Origin of the sequence: Lampropedia aestuarii (assembly GCF_004803635.1) — a bacterium.
Classification (GTDB): domain Bacteria; phylum Pseudomonadota; class Gammaproteobacteria; order Burkholderiales; family Burkholderiaceae_C; genus Lampropedia; species Lampropedia aestuarii.
The window spans coordinates 21866-40268 of the sequence record NZ_SSWX01000020.1 but is presented as its reverse complement, the minus strand read 5'-3'; the positions used below and the strand labels follow the sequence as shown (position 1 = coordinate 40268).

The following is an 18403-nucleotide window of genomic DNA, read 5'->3' as shown; positions in this document are numbered from 1 at the left end:
GTCGTGCCGGTATTCAGCCCGCAGGGCGCAGTCGTGGCAGGCCTGGCCGTGATTGCAGTCGCAAACCGCATGCCTGAGCGGCATTTGCCGAGTTTGGTGGCCGCGATGACCGCCCGCGCCCAGGCAATAGGCGAGGGCTGGGCCAGACAAAGTGCAGCGCGGCCTCAGGATTGAGGCGCTGGCTTGGGTGGCACTTTACAAGTGGGCCGGACGCTTGCGGTAAAACGTCATCGGCACGCCTTGGCTGCGCGATTGCGCCACAGCCTGTTTTTGCTGTTGCAGCACACCGGGTTTGATTTTGCCGACCACATGCATTTCGCAGGGTTTGCAGTCAAAGCGCAAGGTGAGCTTTTCTTTGCCGTTGATCAAATGCAGCGGCTCAGCCTTGATCGTGCCTTTGACGCCAATCACGCCTTTGGCCTGTTTGGGGCACAGGCTCATGGAGAAGCGCACGCAGTGTTTGGTGATCATCAGGCTGACTTCGCCCAGTTCCTGGTCGGCTTCATAGGCCGCATCCACGACTTGCACGCCGTGTTTGATGTAGAAGTCATGGGCCTGGTGGTTCAGCACATTGGCCAGGTAGGTCAGTGTGTCTTCGGGGAAGGGCACTGGCGGCTCAACCGGTGCGGCACGTTCTGGACGCTTGTAGCCGGCAGCGCGGTTGTGTTCTAGCTGGGCCAGTGCGTCGCGGCGCAGTTGGTTCAGTTGTGAGGCTGGCAAAAACCATGGCTGCTTGCATTGCACTTGCACATCCAGCGCATGGAAGGCGGTATTACCAAAGCGGTTGAGTTGCTTGGCAATCGTGGTCGCCGCTTGTGTAGGCTCGTTGGCGAGTTGCTGGGCGTGTTCGGCCTGTGCCGTGCCGGTGTAGCCGTCCTCATCGGTCAGCAGCAATTGCAATTGCCCTGGGCGAGGCTCTTGCAGTTGGGCCCACAGGCCGATGTGGCGCTCGCTGGACTGGCGCTCCATCATGCGGATCCAGTTCATGTCGCGGTTGCGGTTGATCTCCAGATCTTTGCGCAGGTCTTTGAGGCTGCTGAGCGCATCCTTGGGCCAGACACGCCACAGACCGGGCTGCTTGCTGGGCGCAGGCTCGGCGCGGTCAATCGCCATGCCGACCAGCTCTTTGTGCAGGTCGTAATAGCACAGGCCATCGCCGTTGGACAGCATGGCTTGTGGGTCTTGCAATTGGATTTCGACCCAGCTCTCGCCAGCATTGAAGGCTGGGGCCTGCGGTGTTTTTGGCGACTTGCCATGTTTGTGCAGGCTTTTGCTGGCGCTGTGGGCGCTGGCATCGCCTGTTTTGGCAATCGCCGTGACCCAGCCAATGGCTGTGCCGGGGTTTTTGGGGCTGTCAAATGCGCCAATGTCTTCTTTGCGGCCACCAACAAAGTAGTCGGTGAATTCGCGGTTGAAGTTTTGGTTCGGGTCTGGCGTGAAGTGCAGCGTGGTCTTGCCGCTGGAGGCGCGGCGCAGTGGTGCCTCGCCCAGTTCGCGCTCTTCAATGATTTCGTCCAGCAGCTTGCGGTAGTGGCCAGTGATGTTTTTCACATAGCCCATGTCTTTGTAGCGCCCTTCAATCTTGAAACTGCGCACACCCGCATCGACCAGTGCGCGCATATTCCCGCTTTGGTTGTTGTCCTTCATCGACAGCACATGTTTGTCGTAGGCGATGAAGCGGCCTTTGTCGTCTTGCACCTGGTAGGGCAGGCGGCAGGCCTGTGAGCAGTCGCCCCGGTTGGCACTGCGGCCGGTATGCGCATGGCTGATAAAGCATTGGCCGCTGTAGGCCACGCACAGCGCGCCATGCACAAAAAATTCAATGGTTGTGCGGTTGATGTCGATGGCATCGCGAATCGCTGCGATTTGCTGGAGCGTCAATTCCCGCGCTGGCACGATTTGAGAAAACCCCACATCTTGCATGAAGCGGGCTTTTTCGGGGGTGCGGATGTCGGTTTGCGTGCTGGCATGCAACTGGATCGGCGGCAAATCGAGTTGCAGCAAGCCCATGTCCTGCACGATCAGGGCGTCGGCACCGGCCTCATAGATTTGCCAGGCCATGCGGCGCGCGCCTTCAAGCTCATCGTCGCGCAAGATCGTGTTGAGCGTGATGAAAATTTTGGCGTTGAAGCGGTGTGCGTGGCGCACCAGCCGCTCAATATCGGCCAGGTCATTGTTTGCCGTTGCGCGTGCGCCAAAAGCGGGCCCACCAATGTAGACGGCGTCAGCGCCGTGGTTGATGGCTTCAATGCCAATATCGGCTGTGCGCGCAGGCGCAAGCAGCTCCAATTCGTGGGCTAGCATGGTGGGAACTCGTGGGGTTGGACTTGTAGTAAGCCGCTATTATCTAATAAGAGTAGTAAAAAGAATGTTCTGCTGCACAAGACCGTGGGGGCTTGTTGCAGGCGGCTTGAGCGCCGTGATGGTTTTTAGCCCCACAGGCGGATGCTTGGCAGCGAATGGCAGGAGGCGTGGCGCTTGAGCCTCATGGCTTGAACGTACTGTATGGGCTGCGATTTGGGGGGCGATTGACCGGCTGCGCGGGGTTCGCGGGTGTGAGCCGCTCGCGCCATCCGCGTGGGCAGTACAGCTGCCCACCCTCCGAAGCCATTGAATCCGATGGTGTTGGATTCATCAAAAAAAATGATTCATCGTAGAAAAAATGATTGCTTGTTTTTGTGAGTGAGATCTCTACCATTGCTTGTGTCTTGATTCACACATTAGAACGTGTTTACGATCTCTTAGAAGGTACCTGCGATGCAACTCTCTCCTTTTCATCTGGCTATTCCTGTGCACGATTTGGCCGCTGCGCGCCGTTTTTATGGCGAAGTGTTTGGTCTTGAGGAGGGCCGCTCCAGCGCGCAATGGGTGGACTTCAATTTTTATGGCCACCAGTTGGTGATCCACGAGCACCCGCTGACTGCAGCCCAAGAAAGCGCGCACACCAACCCGGTCGATGGCCACGATGTGCCGGTGCCGCATTTCGGTATTGTGTTGAGTTGGCCTGAATGGGAGGCGCTGGCTGAGCGCCTGCGCTCATTCGGTGTGCAGTTTGTGATTGAGCCTTATGTGCGTTTTAAAGGCCAAGTCGGGGAGCAGGCGACGATGTTCTTGCTCGACCCATGCGGCAATGCACTGGAGTTCAAGGCCTTTCAAGACATGGGCCAGTTGTTTGCCAAGTAAACACGTTCTGAAAGGGGTGGCGTTGGGCGGCTCTTGAGCCGCCTTTTTGTTTTGCGCCGTTTGCTCATGGCGCCACAGATTGGGCCATTTGCTCTTGCACCAGTTGCGGCCAAATGGCCAGCATGGTTTGCATGGCGCTGCTGGGCGCGTGTGAGATCCGGTGGACCAGCCCGACCTCGCGATGAAAGCCTTTGTCGCCCAGCGACCAGGCCTGAATGTCGCTGGGCCAGTGCGGTTGCGACAGGGTTTTGGGCACCAAGGCGATGCCAACCTGGTGTCTGACCAGCTCGGTGATCGCATCGAGTTCATCGAGCTCGCAGATCTCGTGCGGGTGGATTTTGTTTTTGCGCAAGAACCGGTCGACTTGCCGTCCGCCAAATGACACACGGTCGTAGCGTATAAAGGGCTGCGTGCGCAGCAGGCTTTCCCAGTCGTGGTCCGCCCATTTTTTGGCGGCAATCAGCTCAAACGGCTCGCTGGCCAGCGTGGTCCAGCGCAACTCGGAGGGCAGCGAGAACGGCGGCTTGATGATGGCAGCCAGATCCAGCTCGCCAGAGTCGACCATGTTGTAGAGATCGAGTGATACGCCCGGCACAATCCGGCTTCTGCAACCGCTGTGCTGGTTGTGCACCTGGGCGAGCACCGCCGGCAAGATGGTTCTTTGCAGCGAGGCAATCGCGCCCAGCTGGATGGTTTGTTGTGCGGGAGCAGTGGGGGGCTTGTCTGTGCCCAGTTCCTGGCACAGGCCGACAATTTCCTTGGCTTGTAGCAATACCGTATGGCCAGCGGGCGTGAGCTGCGCGGCGCGGCCGTTGCGCTCGAACAGGACCAGGTTGAGCTCCTCCTCCAGCCGTTTCATTTGCGCGCTGATGGCTGCCTGGGTCAAGCCGATTTTCTGGCCCGCTGCTGCAAACGTGCCTTCATGAGAGACGGCAATGAGGGATTTCAGTTCTTTGAGCATTGATCAATCATTTTGATGAATTCGGAAAATAATAATTGATTTTCTTTTTGCCACAATGAAATCAAAATACGAGCTGTGGCGCATAAGCAGCCAGAGCACATAAGCAGCCAAAGTAGCTAGGAAGTTTTGCAGAGTTTTCGTTGGCTGCAGTTTTCAACCATCTCTCGATAAAGACAAAGACGATGAGCAAGTACGTGATTACGCCCCCTGCACAGGCCGCAGTGGCAGTGGCCGAAACAGCCGCGCTGTTTCCAATTCGCCGGGTGTTTTGTGTTGGCCGCAACTACGCCGCCCACGCGCGTGAGATGGGCAATGACCCGAGCCGTGAGCCGCCGTTCTTTTTCGCCAAGCCGTCTGACGCGGTCGTGCCTGCCAGCGGTGTGGTGCCCTACCCAAGCCTGACCAACAACCTGCACCATGAGATTGAAATGGTCGTGGCCATTGGTGGCACTGGCCGCAACGTGCCCGTTGAGCAAGCCTTGAGTTTGGTCTGGGGTTATGGCGTAGGTGTGGATTTGACCCGCCGCGACGTGCAGGATGTGGCCAAGACAATGAGCCGCCCCTGGGATTGGGCCAAAGGCTTTGATGCCTCTGCGCCTTGCGGCCCATTGCTGCCGGTTGACAAAGTCGGCCACCCCAGCGAAGGCCGTGTGTGGCTTGAGGTCAACGGTGAGGTCAGGCAAGAGGGCGATTTGAACGAGCTGATCTGGCCTGTGGCCGATGTGATCAGCTACATTTCGCAATCGGTGCAGCTGCAACCAGGCGATTTGATCTACACCGGCACGCCATCGGGCGTGGGCGCTTTGCAGCCCGGCGATGTGGTGTCTGGTGGCGTTGAAGGTGTGGGCAGTTTTGAGTTCACTGTGGGGCCCAAACCTTAAGGGCCTGTTCACCATCTTCACGCAGCCGCGCTAGGCACAAAAAAGAGGCTGCGCTGCCCAGCCGCAGGGGCAGTGATCCCGCAGTGACCTTCTTGGGGCCTTCCAAGTCAATGAATTGATTCAAGATGGCCGCTCGCACATTGGGCTCCACAACCTGTCTTTCATAGGTTATTGCCTTGACTTTTTAGCGAGTTTTTTGGAGGCAATCCATCTTTGAACGTGTTTTCGCCCTTTTTACAGATTGCGTTGGAGCCCAAAAGGATGCAATGCGCGGCTAGAACCGCAGTCGGGCTAGCTGCCCGGCGAGGATTTTCAACAAAGCAGCGTGTCTTTTGGACTCCAACCCGAAGGGCAAGGCTCAAAAAAGCGCATTACTGCGCTGCCCGTCTTGCTCATACACACGTATGAGCGTCAACAGGCGCCTAGTGCTGCCACCTTTTTGAGTCTTGCGCGACTGCGTGGAGATTTTGAACAGGCTTTTACACTCAACGCAGCGCCGCAAAGTACTGCGTGGGCGAGGCGCCTAAGGCTTTCTTGAACATGGTGATGAAGGCCGTGACCGAGTCATAGCCCAAATCACCCGCCACTTGCTGCACTGCGGCGCCCGAGGCGAGTTGGCGCAGCGCAACCACCAAATGCCATTGCTGGCGCCAGCGGCCAAAGCTCAAGCCGGTTTCGCGCTGCACCAGCCGCGCCAAGGTGCGCTCGCTCATGGCCAGCTCGCTCGCCCATGCACCCAGCGTACGCCGGTCCGATGGATCCAGCGCCAAAGCATTGGCGATACGGCGAATCTTGGGGTGTTCTGAAATCGGCAAGTGCAACTGCTCGACTTGGGCATCGGCCAATTGTTCGAGCAGCACCAAGGCCAAGCGCTCGCTGGCGCTGCCTGGCGCGTAGTGTGGGCCTATGTGCGCCAAGTGTCGGATCAATTCGCGCACCAGGCGCGTGATGCTGAGCGTGCAGCATTTGTCTGGCAAGTCAGCCGTGCCCGGCTCTACAAACAACAGGCATAGATGGGCATTGTGGGTGACGCGGTTGCTGTGCAGAGTGCCGCCCGGAATCCAGACACCGTGTTGCGGTGGCACCATCCACAAGCCGCCCGGCACTTCGCACTGCGCCGCGCCATGCAGCGCCACAATCAGCTGGCCTTTGCGGTGCTGGTGCAGGGGTTGCTCCACGTCGTTGTGTTGCACATCAAGCTCTAAAGCAATGGCGGGCCGTTGGTCTAAATCCGGATCAAAGGCGCACAAAGATAGGCTAAGAGTGCTGCTTGTCATTTTTTAGCGATTGATTGTCATTCCTTCTATATTCTTCCAGAAAATTGCAGGCTAATGTGCAGGGGTCGCCATTTACCTTGATGCCATGCGTTCTTTCTTAGCCTCTCGCACGACCAGCAGCGCACTGCTGTTGGTTGGTATTTTTCTGATCGCCGCGAACTTGCGTGCGCCAGTCACTGCCTTGCCGCCTGTTCTGGGCGCGATCCAGCATGGTTTGGATTTGGGTGTCGTGGCAGCGGGCGCATTGACCACCTTGCCCTTGCTGGCTTTTGCCTTGCTCTCCCCCTTCAGTGCGTTGTTCGCGCGTGCATTTGGGCTGGAGCGTAGCTTGTTTGGCGCAATGGTCGCGATTGCGCTGGGCATTGTCTTGCGCTCGCTCGGGCCCGGCTGGTTGCTGTATCTGGGCACGATGCTGATTGGCATGGGCATTGCCGTGGGCAATGTGTTGCTGCCCGGCCTGGTCAAACGCGACTTCGCGCAGCAGGTGGCCTCACTCACGTCAGCCTATGTGCTGGCGATGGGGATTGCGGCGGCCTTGGGCTCGGCGGTGGTCGTGCCATTGACACGCGCCTGGGGCTGGCAGATCGCGCTGGGCACGTTCATTGTGCTGCCGCTGGCGGCTATGGCCGTTTGGACCAGCCAATTGCGCCAGCGCCATATACCTGCGGCAGACCCAGCCCCGCTGGCACAGGCTGGCTCGGTCTGGCGTTCGGCGCTGGCCTGGCAGGTCACCTTGTTTTTGGGTTTGAATTCCACCATCTACTATGTGGTCGTCGGCTGGTTGCCCACTGTTTTGATTGATGCAGGCCAAGCCCCGGACTATGCGGGATCGCTGCATGGTGTGCTGCAACTGGCAACGGCCGTGCCTGCCTTGTTCATGGGGCGTTTATTGCGTGGATTGTCTGACCAGCGTGTGCCTGCAGCGGCCACGGCCGGCTTGTCCTTGATCGGCTTGCTCGGCTTGATGGTCTGGCCGCAGTGGTCGCTGTTGTGGTCTGTTTTGTTTGGCTTGGGCACTGGCGCTGGCATGATTCTGGGCCTGAGCTTTGTGGGCCTGCGCAGCCACAATGCACAACAAGCTGCGGCGCTGTCGGGGATGTCGCAATGCATGGGGTACTTGCTGGCCGCCGCTGGACCGATGGCCATGGGTGCTTTGCACGATGGGCTGGGCGGCTGGTTGGTGCCCCTTGGCCTGTGCGCTTTGCTGGCTTTGTGTGCGGTGTGGGTGGGCTTGCTTGCTGGGCGCAATTTACAGCTGAAGGCCTGAGCGCGAGTTTGGCTCCATTCCAAGCGCCATGGCCAGCTGTTGCAGTGCAAGCGGGTTTGGTTGCGGTCTCTTGGAACAAGGGGCTGGTTATGACAACCATTTTTGTCGGTGTCAGCGGCACCATGGGCTAATGTGTCGCAATTGGGCCGTCACACAACATCGTGCGGTTCGGGCGCAGCAGTGGCGATGTGCGCGTCGCTCTCCGCGGCAGCCGTTCGATCCGCCAGCGGTATGCACCAGGTCGGCATCTTTTGATGCGCTGCGCAGCACTGCCTGCCAGATCGAATATGGCCCATTGCAGGACTTCACGCGTGCGCGCTGCGGCGTGGGCCTGACGGACAAGCTGATGGCGTAGATACGCAGCCGAGTCAAGTGACTGCGCTGGTTATTGGGCATGGTTTGAGCGGCGCTATTCAGAGACAAAATCCCCCGTGCCCAACGCCATGAATACAGCTAATGCTTCAATGAAGTTATTTCATTGTACTTGCAAGTGACCGCCGCATAGAATCCATTCAGTTTTGAAATTGGATATTTGGCGGGAGGTCGTAATGGCTGCAAGTTTTGAGTTTGGTATTAAAAGTATTCGATTTGATGGTAATTACCGTCCATCGAATAATACGCGTATTACCACCAATTTTGCGAATTTGGCGCGTGGTGCCAGTCGCGAAGATAATTTGCTCAATACCTTGCAAATGATCGATAACCGATTCAATGGTTTGGCCAATTGGGATAATCCAAAGGCGGATCGTTATTCGGTCGAGTTGGACATTGTTTCGGTCGATCTGGATGTGGAAGGCAAGGGCGAGGCATTTCCTGTTATTGAAGTGCTTAAGACAACGATTATTGACCGCCACAGCGGTCAGCGCATTGACGGCTTGGTAGGCAATAACTTTTCTTCCTATGTGCGCGATTATGATTTTAGCGTCCTGTTGCTGGATCACAATAAAAATAAAAGTGAATTCAGCATGCCCGACAATTTCGGCGATTTACATGGTAAGTTGTTCAAAAATTTTGTGAATTCAAGTGCTTATAAAAAGCACTTTCACAAAAAGCCGGTGATTTGCCTGAGCGTATCCAGCAGCAAGGTCTACCACCGCACCGGCAATGTGCATCCTATTTTGGGGGTTGAATACCAACAAAACGAACGGTCTTCAACCGACCTGTATTTTGAAAAAATGGGTCTGCAAGTGCGCTATTTCTTGCCGCCAAATAGTTCGGCGCCATTGGCATTTTATTTCTGCGGTGATTTGCTCAGTGACTACACGAATTTGGAGTTGATCGGCACCATCAGCACGATGGAGACATTCCAGAAAATCTACCGTCCAGAGATTTACAACGCCAATTCCGTTGCAGGCAATTGCTACCAGCCTAGCTTGAAGAACAAAGACCACTCCTTGACGCAAATTGTCTACGACCGCGAAGAGCGCAGCCGCTTGGCCGTCGAGCAAGGCAAGTTCACCGAGGAACACTTTATCAAGCCCTACCAACATATTTTGCAGCAGTGGTCTGCGCAAAATGCAGTTTGATTTACCAGATTAACAAGGTCATTGCTTATGAAAAAAATATTGCCAACGTCGACAGCAGGCAGTTTGCCAAAACCTGCCTGGCTGGCCGAGCCAGAGGTGCTGTGGTCGCCTTGGAAGTTGCAGGACGATGCACTGATCGAAGGCAAGCAAGACGCTTTGCGAGTCGCATTGCAAGAGCAATTGCAAGCGGGCATCGATATCGTCAGTGATGGCGAGCAAACCCGCCAGCATTTTGTCACCACCTTCATTGAGCACCTTGAAGGCGTGGACTTTGAAAAACGTGAAACCGTGCGTATTCGCAATCGCTACGATGCCAGCGTTCCCACTGTGGTGGGGGCGGTCGCACGCCAAAAGCCGGTGTTCGTTGAAGATGCGAAATTCTTGCGCCAGCAAACCACGCAGCCGATCAAATGGGCGCTGCCTGGCCCTATGACGATGATCGACACGCTGTACGACAACCACTACAAAAGCCGCGAAAAGCTCGCCTGGGAATTTGCCAAAATCCTCAACCAGGAAGCCAAAGAGCTGGAAGCTGCAGGCGTAGACATCATCCAGTTCGATGAGCCTGCTTTCAACGTCTTCTTTGACGAGGTCAACGACTGGGGCGTCGCCACCTTGGAGCGTGCCATCGAAGGGCTCCAATGCGAAACCGCCGTGCACATTTGCTACGGCTACGGCATCAAAGCCAATACCGATTGGAAAAAAACGCTGGGCTCGCAGTGGCGTCAATATGAAGAGTCCTTCCCCAAGCTGCAGCAATCGACTATCGACATCGTCTCGCTGGAATGCCAGAACTCGCATGTGCCGATGGATTTGATTGAGCTGATTCGCGGCAAAAAAGTCATGGTGGGCGCCATTGATGTGGCCACCAACACGATTGAGACCGCAGACGAAGTGGCCAATACCTTGCGCAAGGCGCTGCAGTTCGTCGATGCCGACAAACTCTATCCGTCCACCAACTGCGGCATGGCCCCGCTGCCGCGCGCGGTGGCACGCGGCAAGCTGCATGCGCTCAGTGCTGGGGCTGAGATTGTGCGGCAAGAATTGGCGCGCTAAGCATGTAGCGCTAAGGATGGCGCGTGGGGCAGGGCAGTGAATTTGCCCGAGTTCGCGTTGACAGCTTGCTGGTGGGGCAGCCAATGTGGTTGAGACAGATAGGGACACCATGTTGAAGACACCGCGCCAGGCGCGCTGTTCCGCTTGCCTGTGGCAGCCAAGGCGTGAGAAGGCTTCCAGCTGACCTGCGATGGGTCCATGTTTGAGCAAGACCGCAACTCACCAAAACTTCTCAAGCCGAGAGAGCCAGAGGCGAGCTTGGGGGCCGCGCAACTGGCCTTGTTAGATCGCGGGCAGCTTGTGGGTGATTAGAAGGCGGGTCTTGATCCGCCGTACAAGGATGCATGCCGTGCAAGGAATGCAAGAAATAGTCAATATTTCAGCTGGCACGCCATGAAGTCGAGGCCAAATTCTATAATTTCTTGCGCAAAAATTATTTGAAAATTAATTGATGTCGCGTGCATTTATTCAATGGCAAGGATTATTATGCCTGGCAATTATCCATTGATTCCCCGTATCTGTGAATCAACTGCAGAATTTTTAATGGGGGACTTGCAGACACCTACTGCATCCTACCGCTGCCGTAGGCAAAGGCCGTTGGCAGAGGGGGAGCGCAATATGGCTTTTCAGATTTTCAGCCATAGCATCACCTACAGCCAAGTTCGTATCATTCAGGAAAGTTACTTGCCTTTTAATATGCAAGGCAAGCGTGTGGCGATGGCTCCTAATGGAATGATCTACATGCCAGCCTATGGCGAACTGTATTCTAATGATTATTCATCATCTTCGATGCAAAGACAGCATATTTTTATGCATGAAATGAGCCATGTGTGGCAGCATCAGTCTGGAATGGCTGTTTTTATTCGTGGAATGGTGAGTGGGTTGGTGTCTTATAAGTATGAATTGGACTTTGGGGAACCTCTCAAAACCTCAGTCTCGAAAAATTCGCATCAACTAAATCAATGAGTTACAAGCGATGAATTCGCGTTTTTAGGGGTTATGAGAGGTTCCCTTTGGTAGTCCGGTGCAGAAGTCGCTGATGAATTATAGGATGGAGCAACAAGTCAGCATCATTGCTGATTATTGGTTTTTATTGAATTATGGTGGTGTTGGTGAATGGTTTTATATGAATAAAATTAAAAATTACGGTAATCAAAATTCCGAATCTCTTATTCCTTTGTATGAGTCTATTTTGAGAGATTTTCTACTTGCGAGAGGGAGTTGTAAAAGCAGTAGAAATTTGTGTGTAGGATAGTAATTGTGAGGTTGGGTGGATTAATTTTAATTCTCTTATTATTTGTGGCTGTTGCTGGCTGTGTGCCTAGAGGTCATCCGGATCGTTTGGATTTGCTAGAGGTCAAAGCAAATGGCGGCAAGGTCTGTTTTGGAAATAATGAGTTTAAAGAAAACTTCAATAAATACAGCAGAGTTTATATTTCTGTTTCAGAAAGATCGCTTGCCACGAATCAATTTGTCAGTGTCATGAGTGCTGAATTTAACTCCAAAGACATCCTTTTGAATGAATGCTTTGCACCATTTGGCACTGACCTGTTCGAGACGCATACGGAGTACAGTGCTTTTGTGGGCTATAGCGGTGACAACAACTCTAGGTGGTTATTTACAGGCGAATTTTGTCTACCCAATCCAAAGAATGCGCCCCTTGAAGTGTTCCAGCTGAGCTTCCGTCATGACGTCAAGCAGGTCTGCAATATTCCAAGTCTTTAAGCAGGTTTTGCGTAGTGTGGGCAGCAAAGCTGCCCACGGCAACCGCCGTTGAGACATGCCGCGTTGCCAAGTGCTGTGGACAATAGCCTCTTTAGGTATTTGGCGGTCAATCCATCCGTGCAGGTAGAAGACATGCCCACGGCCATGCGCTCGATAGCGTCAACGCAAGCGCCCAGCCAAGGCCGCAAGCCAGCCTAACTGCCTAAACCCTCACAACAGGCACATCCCCTAAACAAGTCGTGTAATGCGGTGACCTTTGCTCCTGCCGCATCTGCCAGCCGCGCTTTCCATCGAGCTGCGAAGCCAGCACCACCGTGTCATGCCCAAAGCGGTGGGTAATCGCATCCAACGCTGTCATCAAGCGCTGTGCCTTGGCTTGTTGTTGGCTGTGCGCTTGCTGAGCGGCCAAGGGACTAAAGTCCAAACTGAGCTGCTCGGTCTCTGCGCCATGCACAAGCGCTGCATCGTGCGAGTTAAGCAGCCCCAAATCCAGCGCGTCGCCCCCTGCCTGTTCATCCAATGCGCGCTGGCTTTTGCCAGCCTGCCCCCACGGCGGCACATTGCACAAATCCAATAACATCACGCCCGCTTTGCTGTAACGAATACCCGGCTGGTACAGCTTGCGCAAGGCCGCCAGCGCTGCTGCGACCAGAGCGACGGTGTTGTTGCTTGGCTCACTCAAACCTTGCACCACAGTGCGCGAATGTGGGGCGGTGTTGGTTGCGAACGGGCTGCTTTTGGCAAACACCAGCACCTGGCTGGCTTGGCTGTGTTGTTTGCGCAGCTTGTCAGCTGCGCGGGTGGCGAAGGTGGTGATCGCGCTTTCGAGGTCGGGCAGTGCGGTGGTGGGGTGGCCAAAGCTGCGGGTATAGGCGATTTGCTGGCGCGGTTCGGGGTTGGCCTCCAGTTGCCTGCAAGGCGTGCCGTGCAGTTCGCGCCAGGTGCTCTCCAGCACCACGCTCCAACGCTGGCGCACGGTGGCCGCACTCAGTTGCATGAAGTCCCAGATGCTCAGAATGCCTTCGGCCTGCAGTTGCCGTGCAATGCGCCTACCAATGCCCCAGACTTCGCTGACGGCGATTTTTTGGAACAGATAGCTTGTTTGCCTGTCGTTCAATTCGGCAAAATTGCAGACTTTGGCCAGTATCGCCGGATAGGGCTTGATTTGGCGGTCGGCCGATTTGGCGATGTGGTTGGCTAATTTTGCCAGCGTTTTGGTCGGGCCAATGCCGATGCAGTTGGGAATGCCAGTCCACTGCGCAATTTGGCGGTGCGTGTGCCAGGCCCGTTCGGTGAGGCTGTTCGTTGGCAGGCCGTGCAGGCCAATGAAACATTCGTCAATCGAGTAGATTTCTTGCTCGGGCCCCATTTGCGCGGCCACGCCCATCATGCGGTTGCTCATGTCGCCGTACAGCGTGAAGTTGGCCGAGCGGGTGGCCAGGTTGGCGGTTTTTTCCAGGTGTTTGATCTGGAAATAAGGCGCGCCCATGCGTATGCCCAGGGCCTTGGCTTCGTCGCTGCGGGCAATGGCGCAGCCGTCGTTGTTGGACAGCACGATCAGCGGGCGGTTTTGCAAATAGGGCTGGAACACGCGCTCGCAGCTGCAGTAGAAATTGTTGCCGTCAACCAGTGCAAACATGGTGCGCGTCCTTAGAACGTGTTTACGATCTTGTCGCGGGCCAATAGCGGCACTATTTCATGCTGGCCCAGCATCAGCGGCCGCACCAGAATTTTGTAGCTGTCTACGTCATAGGATTTGACTGGCGTGACCAGGGCCTGCGCGCTGTGTTGGTCGGGCGCGCTGCCCAGGTAGCACCAGTTGTCCAGCACGTGCCACTGCTGCTGCGTGTCTGCGCGCTCGACCAGCGCGACCGGCCCAGCATAGGGCCAGGCTTGCAGCCGCAGCTCTTCCAGTGCGGCGATGCAGCGCGCCAGGTGCGCCTCTGGCGTTTCTTTGCCGCAGCAGGCACCGGCGCAGCGTTTGACCATGTGCCTGAAGCAGGGCTTGCCGGGGCTGGCTTTCTCCAGGCCCAGCGTACTCAGGCACAGCATATGCGTGTCAGCCAGTGTGGCAATCGCTTCTTTGGCCGCGTGGGCGCTGCGGTACAAGCCAAATAATTGGGCAGACGGGGTCATGGCCATCGCGTTGGCGTGTGCCAGTTGCAGTTGCCCATTCACCAAGGACCAGCTGCACAGCTGGCGACTGTAGCGCAGGCGCTGGTTGTACAGCGGCTGGTAGGTTTTGATCAGCTGCGATTCCAGCAGCAAGGCGCCAATTTCGCCGGTGGTGGGGCGGGCTTCAAAGCGCTGGGTTTGCTGCAGCATTGCCGCTTCTTCGGGGTTGCGCAAATGGTCTTGCACGCGTTTGCGGATATGGATGCTTTTGCCCACGTACAGCGGCAGTTTGTCGCCCTCAGCACCCCAGAACAGGTACACGCCTGGGCCTTGCGGCAGGGCCTGGGCCAGTGCCTTGAGCGTGGGCGCGATGCGGTAGGTCAGCTGCGGCTCGGCACGCTGGCGGCGGCTGAAGGGGCGGGTGCGGGGTGGGCGGTCGGTCATGGCTGGTGTGCAGTGGCTAGATCGGGAATTGTTTGATGCACGAGGTCACGACGCCCCAGACCTCCATGGTCTGGCCTTCTTGAAACCCCAGCGCTTCAAACTCCGGGTTGCCAGCCAGCAGCTTGGTTTTGCCGGCCTTGGTGTAGAGCTGTTTGCAGGTGAATTCGCCATCCATCACGGCAATCACAATATGGCCGTGGCGTGCGGTGATGGCTTTGTCTACCACCACCAGGTCGCCATCAAAAATGCCAAAGGCTTCCATCGAGCGACCAGCCACGCGCAGCAAAAAGGTGGCGTGCGGGTGGCGCACCAGCTCGGCGCCAATGTCGATGTGCTTGTGCAAAAAATCATCCGCTGGGCTGGGAAAACCGGCCCGCACGGTGCTGCACAGCGGCAGCAGCATGGCTGCATCAGAGCGCAGCGCAGTGGGGGTGAGGAAAGGGGCGACCATGGACATATGTTGTTCGTGTGGGGGCTATGCCTGGGAAGTACGGTGGACAAACCACTGGCGAATACTGTGATGGTAGCGGTGCTGTGATGCAGGTCGGAAGCAGTTTTTAGTCAGTTTAATTGTCAATTCGCAGTGCGTTGGCTGCAAATGCTGCACGGGCTCTACGCCCGCGATGCACGCGAAGCGTTGCTTGCACCAGGCGCGTCGCACTACTAGTGCATTGGCTGCCTGATCCTTTATGACGTTTGCGCCTGAAATTTGACTTTAATATGTAATGTGAGTTATAAACAATCGGTTGCACGCACGATGCGCGCGCGACCCATGCACCTCGTATGCATAGGCATCTATTCACAAGAGAAAGGATTTTGATCGCATGAAGAAGCTCAACCACTTTGCCCGTACTTTGCTGGTGACCACACTGATCGCTGCTGGCACGTTTGTCCACGCGAGCGATTTACCCGGCAAAGGCGTCAAGGTGCTACCGCTACAAAGCTCCCTGGCAGAAGAGACATTTCAGACCCAATTGGTGGTGCGCGCACTCACTGAGCTGGGCTACGAAGTGCAACCGATTGAAGAGATTGAATACCCGCTGGCGCATTTGACCGTGGCCAACGGCGATGCCACGTTCTTGGCCAACCACTGGAACCCACACCACGCTGAGTTTTACAAAAGCGCCGGGGGCGAGGCCCGTTTGTCGCGCGAGGGTGTGTTTGTCAGTGGCGCCGCGCAGGGCTATATGATCGATAAAAAAACCGCCGATGCCTATGGCATCAAGGACCTGAGCCAGCTCAGCGATCCCAAACTGGCCAAACTGTTTGACACCAATGGCGATGGCAAGGCCGATCTGGTTGGCCCAAGCGCTGGTTGGGGCGGTGAAGCGGTGGTGAACCACCAGCTCAAGACTTTTGATTTGAACAACACCGTCAACTACGTGCAGGGCAATTACCCGGCGCTGATTGCCGATACGCTGTCGCGCTTCAAGCAAGGCCAGCCGGTGCTGTTTTATGCGTGGACGCCCTACTGGCTCAGCAATGTGTTGCGCCCAGGCCAGGAAGTGGTGTGGTTAGAGGTGCCACGCTCTGCGATGCCAGGCGTGCAAGCGGGCACCGACACCACGCAGGCCAATGGCAAGAACTACGGTTTTCCGATCAACAACCAGTACATTCTGGCCAATAAAACGTTTGTGCAGAACAACCCGGCTGCTGCCAAATTGTTTGAAATCATGTCTCTGCCGATTGACGACATCAACCGCCAGAACCGCTTGATGAACGAGGGCGAAAACCGCCAGCAAGACGTGGCGCGCCACACCGATGCGTGGATCAAGGCCCACCAGGCGACGTTTGATGGTTGGATTCAAACGGCCTTGCAAGCGGGCCAGGCGGCCAAGTCTGAGTAAAGCAGGGTGAGCAGGTGTTTACATCTGCTTGAAATGGCGCGCAATGCCAGCTGCCACCGGCTGGCTGGCCAGTAACACCAGCGACTGGCCGGCCCGTGTCATGGCCATATACAGTTTGCGCACATGGGCTTCGGTGGCGGCGGTGCGAGCCTCCTGCTCGCGGTGCGCTTGCCAGGCTGCGTGCGCGCTGGCAGACACCAGTGCCTCCATGCCAATCAAAAACACCACACCGGCTTCTAAGCCGGTGGCCGTGGCTACGCTGGCCATGCGCAGGTAGTCGCGCTGCAGGCCATGCGGTGGTTCGTTTTTCGTGTCTTCGTGGTTCAAAGACCAAACGGCCTGTTCGCCAAAGCGCTTGCGCAAGCGCTCGTACAGCGGCTGCTGCAGGCGGGGATCGCCAAACACCACCAAGATGTTGTCAACTGTGATGCCTGGCGTTTGCAGCGCCAGCTCCATCTCATTGAGCAGGCGGTCGATGCTGTCCTGCTGCGAATCGCAGTGGATCAGCACTGGCGGCTGGCCAGGCTCCATGCCGCTCAAGTCCGGCTGCAAAAAATCTTCGGCATCGGCCTTGGTGTGTTGTTGCAGCAAGCTGTTGGCGGCCGACAGAATCGCCTGCGTCGTGCGGTACGAGCGGTGCAGTTTTTTCGTGCGCCCAGCCACCTCCAGCCCTGCGCTTTTCCAGCTCAGGCGGTTTTTCATAAAGCCCTGGTTCGGGTCGGCGCATAAAAACAGGCTGCCACTGCCTTGCATGCCCAGGCGCACAGCCTGAAACCATGCGGGCGCAAAAAACTGCGCCTCGTCAATCAGCACATGATCGACCAGGGCCAGTTTGCGGTGGTCATCGGCCAGGCAAATGCCGCGTGGCAAGGCGCTCCACAGCAGGCTTTTGTTGGGGCTGGTCGCCAGTGCCTGGGTCACGGCCTGGTACAAGCCCCAGAGCGCACTGCGCTCTTTCTCGCGCAGCGCAAAGCCGCGGCCTGTGCGGTTGGCCTGCAGGTATTGGGCCTCGTTCTCCAGCAGGGTGTCGTTGATGAAATCCAGCTCGTCGAGCAATTGCGCATCGCTGTGCGCCAACTGCGGCCAGGCGCTGCGCTGGCTGGCCAGCACCTGTTTGATTTGGCTGGGGGTGGCGAAGTGCGGCTTGTAGCCGTACAAGCGCATCCATTGGCTGGTGGCCCAGCTGAAAAAGGTCAGAATGCGGAGGTTGGCGGGCAGCGCGCCATGCGTGCGGATCAGCTTGGCCTTGAGGTCGGCGACCACAGGCGTGTTGTGGATCAGCACGACGATTTTTTGTGCCGGATTGAGCTCAGCCAGCAGCATCGCGCGTGCGACGGCGATCAGGGTTTTGCCGCTGCCTGCAACGCCATTGACCAGGCGCAGTGAAAAGTGGGCGCTGGCTTCGTCACTGTCTTGCGGTGTGCGCAGATCCAGTTTGGCGGCCCATTCCTGGTTGTAGTCGAGAAAGAATTTGCCCAGGCTGGCGCGGTTGTCGCGCACAAACAGGCGGCGCGTGGTGGCACGCGCTGGCACTTCGGCCTCGGGAAAATAATGGGTTAGCAGTGCCTGTGATTGCGGCAGGTCAAGCGGCGCCAAAAGGCCTGTCAGCAGCGCTGCGCCCTCGGCCTGCAAGGCCTCTTTGGAGACAAACACCAGGCCATGTGTGGCACCAAAACGCGCGGCAAGGTGCTGCACTTCCTGGCGGTTGCAGCGCCACATCAGCACGACTTTGGGCAGGCTTGGCTTGGTTGCACCATGGGCGGGCGCCTTCGCCGCTGGTGCCGCCCGGCCTTGGTCAAACTGCTGAAAGTCTTGCAGCAAAGCCTCAAAAGCCGAAGGCTTGCTGGGCTCAAACAAACGGCGACCAAACGGAATATGCGCAAACGCCAGATCGCAGACCGCCATCGCCAGCCAGCCCCGTTGGGCATGCTGCAATAGAAAGTCCGGCAGCCAGCTGCGGCGCTGAAACGGGCTGCGCACGACAAAATGGTCGTCGAGCTGGCTCAACGCCCGTTTGATGTGGATGGCCTTGGCCCCTGCGGTTGCGAGTTTTTCGGGAATAAAGATGGCCATGCGAAAGAACATTGGGCGGTCTTGGCGCGACCGCGTGGGAGCCTAAAG

16 protein-coding genes are annotated in these 18403 nt (G+C 56.8%); 9 read left to right on the top strand and 7 right to left on the bottom strand.

Going from position 1 to position 18403, the window contains the following annotated elements; genetic code table 11:
- Positions 1-3 precede the first annotated feature (3 nt).
- Positions 4-174, top strand: coding sequence for a hypothetical protein (locus E8K88_RS18050; protein ID WP_168797332.1), 171 nt, complete (start codon positions 4-6; stop codon positions 172-174).
- A 21-nt stretch (positions 175-195) separates the two neighbouring features.
- Here E8K88_RS18050 and E8K88_RS18390 read toward each other — a convergent pair whose 3' ends face one another.
- Positions 196-2304, bottom strand: coding sequence for a peptidase U32 family protein (locus E8K88_RS18390; RefSeq protein WP_240754543.1), 2109 nt, complete (start codon positions 2302-2304; stop codon positions 196-198).
- Between the two features lie 453 nt (positions 2305-2757).
- Here E8K88_RS18390 and E8K88_RS14035 point away from each other — a divergent pair, with 453 nt between their 5' ends.
- Entirely contained in the window at positions 2758-3183 is a 426-nt protein-coding gene (locus tag E8K88_RS14035) for a VOC family protein (protein ID WP_136407309.1), read from the top strand.
- 64 nt (positions 3184-3247) lie between these two features.
- Here E8K88_RS14035 and E8K88_RS14030 read toward each other — a convergent pair whose 3' ends face one another.
- Complete coding sequence (locus E8K88_RS14030; RefSeq protein ID WP_136407308.1) at positions 3248-4144, bottom strand: LysR family transcriptional regulator; 897 nt, start codon at positions 4142-4144, stop codon at positions 3248-3250.
- Between the two features lie 182 nt (positions 4145-4326).
- Between E8K88_RS14030 and E8K88_RS14025 the strand changes: the two genes are divergently transcribed.
- Positions 4327-5025 carry a fumarylacetoacetate hydrolase family protein gene (locus E8K88_RS14025; RefSeq protein ID WP_136407307.1) on the top strand — a complete coding sequence of 233 codons (699 nt, stop codon included), beginning with the start codon at positions 4327-4329 and terminating at the stop codon, positions 5023-5025.
- A 485-nt stretch (positions 5026-5510) separates the two neighbouring features.
- On the opposite strand, the gene E8K88_RS14020 is transcribed toward E8K88_RS14025, so the two are convergent.
- The gene (locus E8K88_RS14020) at positions 5511-6302 is read right to left on the bottom strand and encodes an AraC family transcriptional regulator (protein WP_136407306.1); all 792 of its coding nucleotides are present in this window, start codon (positions 6300-6302) and stop codon (positions 5511-5513) included.
- 85 nt (positions 6303-6387) lie between these two features.
- Here E8K88_RS14020 and E8K88_RS14015 point away from each other — a divergent pair, with 85 nt between their 5' ends.
- The 5 genes from E8K88_RS14015 to E8K88_RS13995 all read left to right on the top strand — a co-directional run bounded on the left by E8K88_RS14015 (position 6388) and on the right by E8K88_RS13995 (position 11876).
- Positions 6388-7569, top strand: coding sequence for an MFS transporter (locus E8K88_RS14015; protein ID WP_136407305.1), 1182 nt, complete (start codon positions 6388-6390; stop codon positions 7567-7569).
- A gap of 548 nt (positions 7570-8117) precedes the next feature.
- A complete protein-coding gene (locus tag E8K88_RS14010; RefSeq protein ID WP_136407304.1) occupies positions 8118-9095 on the top strand; it encodes a DUF1852 domain-containing protein in 978 nt (325 codons plus the stop codon).
- A gap of 27 nt (positions 9096-9122) precedes the next feature.
- Positions 9123-10151 carry a methionine synthase gene (locus E8K88_RS14005; RefSeq protein ID WP_136407303.1) on the top strand — a complete coding sequence of 343 codons (1029 nt, stop codon included), beginning with the start codon at positions 9123-9125 and terminating at the stop codon, positions 10149-10151.
- A gap of 486 nt (positions 10152-10637) precedes the next feature.
- A complete protein-coding gene (locus E8K88_RS14000) occupies positions 10638-11117 on the top strand; it encodes a hypothetical protein (RefSeq protein WP_136407302.1) in 480 nt (159 codons plus the stop codon).
- A gap of 294 nt (positions 11118-11411) precedes the next feature.
- Positions 11412-11876: a hypothetical protein gene (locus E8K88_RS13995; RefSeq protein WP_136407301.1), complete on the top strand. Its 465-nt coding sequence runs from the start codon at positions 11412-11414 to the stop codon at positions 11874-11876.
- Between the two features lie 202 nt (positions 11877-12078).
- On the opposite strand, the gene E8K88_RS13990 is transcribed toward E8K88_RS13995, so the two are convergent.
- From E8K88_RS13990 to E8K88_RS13980, 3 genes are read right to left on the bottom strand one after another with little or no spacing between them, the layout of a single operon-like run.
- Positions 12079-13515, bottom strand: coding sequence for a Y-family DNA polymerase (locus E8K88_RS13990; RefSeq protein WP_136407300.1), 1437 nt, complete (start codon positions 13513-13515; stop codon positions 12079-12081).
- A gap of 11 nt (positions 13516-13526) precedes the next feature.
- Complete coding sequence (locus E8K88_RS13985; RefSeq protein WP_136407299.1) at positions 13527-14435, bottom strand: GIY-YIG nuclease family protein; 909 nt, start codon at positions 14433-14435, stop codon at positions 13527-13529.
- Positions 14436-14451: 16 nt separating this feature from the next.
- A complete protein-coding gene (locus tag E8K88_RS13980; protein ID WP_240754542.1) occupies positions 14452-14886 on the bottom strand; it encodes a LexA family protein in 435 nt (144 codons plus the stop codon).
- Between the two features lie 373 nt (positions 14887-15259).
- Between E8K88_RS13980 and proX the strand changes: the two genes are divergently transcribed.
- Positions 15260-16282, top strand: a complete 1023-nt coding sequence (gene proX / locus E8K88_RS13975; RefSeq protein WP_136407297.1) for a glycine betaine/L-proline ABC transporter substrate-binding protein ProX — start codon at positions 15260-15262, stop codon at positions 16280-16282.
- A gap of 18 nt (positions 16283-16300) precedes the next feature.
- Here proX and E8K88_RS13970 read toward each other — a convergent pair whose 3' ends face one another.
- Entirely contained in the window at positions 16301-18367 is a 2067-nt protein-coding gene (locus tag E8K88_RS13970) for a DEAD/DEAH box helicase (RefSeq protein WP_136407296.1), read from the bottom strand.
- Positions 18368-18403: the final 36 nt, after the last annotated feature.